The organism is Oleiphilus sp. HI0117, assembly GCF_001635235.1.
In genome coordinates, this window is record NZ_LWGA01001265.1 from 1 (window position 1) to 3,631 (window position 3,631).

Genomic DNA, 3,631 nt, shown 5'->3' on the forward strand with positions numbered 1-3,631 from the left:
ATCTTGAGGAAGTACACCTAGAAAGCGCGATAGATTCAAGCAGCTGAAAAGCAAGTCACCAAACTCAGCTCGAATTTCAGGCCTTTTAAAAAGGTCTTCAGCCGTGCTTGTCTTACACTGCGCTTTCGCTTTTATGACTTCCTGCTTAAGCTCGTCCAGTTCTTCAGCTATTTTATCAAAAACTGGCTCTATTTCAGGCCAATCAAAGCCGTGCTTAGCTGCNCGCGCTTGAATATCCAAAGCCTGGTTCAGTACTCCATCTTTATTGGAAGCACCTTCTAGAATACTATCCTGAGCCTTTTTAACTTTCTCTGAAGACACCAAAGCTCCTTAGTTACGTTTTCTGCGAGCATCAATAATATTGGGTAATTGCTTGATCTTGGCTAGGGCTTGCCCAAGACTCGCCAAGCTCGACACATCCATTGCAATGGTAATGGTCGCAATATTTTCTTGTGGGTCAGAGTATGAATTCACGCCCGTTACATTGACCTTCTCGTTAGCTAGTACAATCGTTATATCCCGAAGCAGGCCTTCTCGGTCATAGGCTTGAATCTCAATACCCACACCATAGGCTGCATCGGCTTCATAGCCCCAGGAAACTTCTATAATACGATTTGGCTCCAAGTCTTCAAGCTGGAGCAAATTCATACAATCCTGTCGGTGTATCGAGACGCCTCGTCCAACTGTTATATAACCCGTAATTGGGTCTCCTGGCACAGGCTGGCAACACTTCGCCATAGTTGTTAGTAAGCGCCCAACGCCCTTGATCTTGATATCATCTCGCCCAGCACTATTCGCCGCTTTCTGCTGTGGTGCACCAAGACGAAGATCCAATTGCTGTTCTTTAGGCTGCAGAATTTTCTGAGCAACATTCGCTATATGCGTTGGCTTCACGTCTCCTGCACCAATCGCCGCAAATAGGTCATCCACCTTATTGAACTGAGTTTGTTCCACAAGTTCCGAGTAATGGATATCGCCAATAGACAAGCGCTTAAGCTCATCCTCCAGAAGTATTCGGCCATCAGTGATATTCTGAGATCGATTCTGTTGCTTAAACCAATGAACCAGCTTGGCTCGTGAGCGCGAGGTCTGAATATAGCCTAAACTCGGATTTAACCAGTCACGGCTCGGCGAAGCCTGGTTAGAGGTTAGAATATGAATCTGCTCGCCAGTTCGAAGCGGGTAAGTTAACGGCACGATACGACCATTTACTTTAGCACCACGACAAGCATGGCCCACCTCAGTATGAACACGGTAAGCAAAATCTACCGGCGTTGCGCCATTTGGCAAATCAACAACATGGCCATCAGGTGTAAATACGTAAATACGGTCTTCACCAACGTCTGAGCTTAGCTGGTTTGCAATTTCCGAGGCATCACCCACCTCCTCTTGCCATTCCAGTACTTGTCTAAGCCAGTTGATCTTTTCCTCATACCCTGAAGATCGACTTTTAACATCGGTACCTTTATAGCGCCAGTGAGCACAAACTCCCAGTTCGGCTTCCTCGTGCATTTCCCTCGTACGGATCTGCACTTCCATGACCTTTCCTTCTGGCCCAATGACAGCTGTGTGCAAAGAGCGATAGCCATTTTCTTTCGGGTTAGCAATATAGTCATCAAATTCGTAAGGAATATGCTTCCACAAGGAATGCACAACACCTAGTACCGAATAACAGTCTTGTACACTGGGCACCAGAATTCTAAAAGCTCGAATATCGTAAATTTCAGAAAAATCTAGATTCTTACGGCGCATTTTTCGCCAGATGCTATAGATGTGTTTACTTCGGCCAGCGACTTCGCCGCGGATGTGGGCATTCTCTAATTCAAGCTCAAGTTTTTCAGTCATTCTTTTTACAAAAGAATCCCGGTCAACTCGGCGCTCATCCAGCAATTTCGCTATCTTTTTATAGGCTGAAGTGTGTAAGTAGCGAAAAGACAGGTCTTCGAGCTCCCACTTGATATAGCCTATACCTAAGCGATGTGCCAAAGGCGCATAAATATCAAAGACTTCTCGTGCAACACGCTGACGTTTTTCGGAGTTCGCGTCTTTAACCGCTCGAATTGCGCAAGTTCGCTCTGCCAACTTGATGAGTACGACGCGCACATCATCAATCATGGTCACAAGCATTTTCCGGACGTTATCAATCTGCCCTTGAGTCTGACCTAAAACCATACCTTTAAATGGACGATGTGTTGCAGAGATCGCTGCCATTCGCGCAACACCTTCGATCAACTTGGCAGTTTCTCCGCCAAATTTTTTCGATACTTGCTCCAGCGGCAATTTACCTTCGCGGACAGCTCGATAAAGTATTGCTGCAATGATAGCTGTCTGATCCAATTCCAACTCGATCAGAATCTGAGCCATCTCCAAACCAATTACAAAACTATTGTGCTCTTTTGCCCAGACTCGATCTTCCTGGACCGATTTCTGCTCGATTTCAAGGCTAGTTTCACAGGCCTGGCGTACTGTCTCGATATTACCCAACTCGGTAATTGAACTGATTTTATCAAGCCATTGATCAATGGCGGCTTCGCCATCGAAATCCTCAATGTAATCTTCGCGAACCTTAACCATAAAACTACCTGTTTATTATTCTTAGCCTACTTACTATCGAAAACAGCTATCGACTCTAAATGCTCAGTATGGGGAAACATATCCAAAACCCCTGCCTGCATCAGACGATACCCTTGCTGCACCAAGATCCCCGCGTCACGCGCTAATGTAGCCGGGTTGCATGATATATAAACTATTCGTTTTGCCCCAAACTGCCTAATATTGCTCACGATATCCAAAGCACCTGCTCTAGGCGGGTCGATCAAAATCTTATCATAAACTCCCTTCGTCCAAGCTTGAGCCGAGAAGTCACTGTATAGGTTACTTTCATAAAAAGTGACATTTTCGATATCATTAGCTTGTGCATTAAACAAGCCTCTTTCCACCATATCCTGACTGCCTTCAACCCCAACAACTTCCTTAGCGCACTTTGCCATTGCCAAAGTAAAATTACCCAGTCCTGAAAACAGATCCAGAGCACGCTCATCAGATTTAAGTTCAAGTAGCTGCAGCGCGAGTAGAACCATCTTCTGATTCACACCAAGGTTGATTTGCGTAAAATCTTTTGGGTGGAATTGTAAGGCTAAATTTTGCTTCAATACCCGCAAATTATAGGACAAGTTAGCTTGGCCTTCTTCTCGGCACTCATTTTCCGGCCACAACTGCTGAATACTGGAAATGTCCCCTGCTTGCAGAAACACCGTCCACTTCTGCTCCTTCGCAAGGTTTCTAAGCATTTCCAAGTCACTCTGCTCAAGAGGCTTCACATGCCGAATCAACACGCCTATTCCCTCACGACTCAAGGACAGTTCCAGGTGGCCAAGTGCTTTATGCACCGAGATTGAAGCAACAAGTTCTTTAAGTACGGGTAAGGCACTTGAAAGCTCACTAGCCATAATTGGGCAAGAATCTATATCTAATGTCTCTTTGGAGGCTTTTTTACGAAAGCCAATTCGAAGCCCTTCTCCTTTTCGGCCATAGTCGACACTGAGCCGGACACGCGAACGATAACCCCACGGCTCACTCTCGACAAGCGGCAACCATTGTTGCGGAGCCAAATCCCCAAAGTGCTTAAGCT

General features: G+C 45.8%; 2 protein-coding genes. Both read right to left on the reverse strand.

All coding sequences use genetic code 11. The annotated features are described in order from the left end of the window. Nucleotides 1–330: 330 nt before the first annotated feature. The gene (relA, locus tag A3757_RS22050) at nucleotides 331–2,574 is read right to left on the reverse strand and encodes a GTP diphosphokinase (RefSeq protein WP_068509962.1); all 2,244 of its coding nucleotides are present in this window, start codon (nucleotides 2,572–2,574) and stop codon (nucleotides 331–333) included. A gap of 26 nt (nucleotides 2,575–2,600) precedes the next feature. Then, the coding region (gene rlmD, locus A3757_RS22055; protein WP_068740301.1) for a 23S rRNA (uracil(1939)-C(5))-methyltransferase RlmD at nucleotides 2,601–3,631 on the reverse strand (1,031 nt) is incomplete at its 5' end.

Bases quoted from the DNA above. Each gene is read 5' to 3' on its own strand.
- relA (WP_068509962.1), bottom strand. From the start codon at position 2,574: ATGGTTAAGGTTCGCGAAGATTACATTGAGGATTTCGATGGCGAAGCC.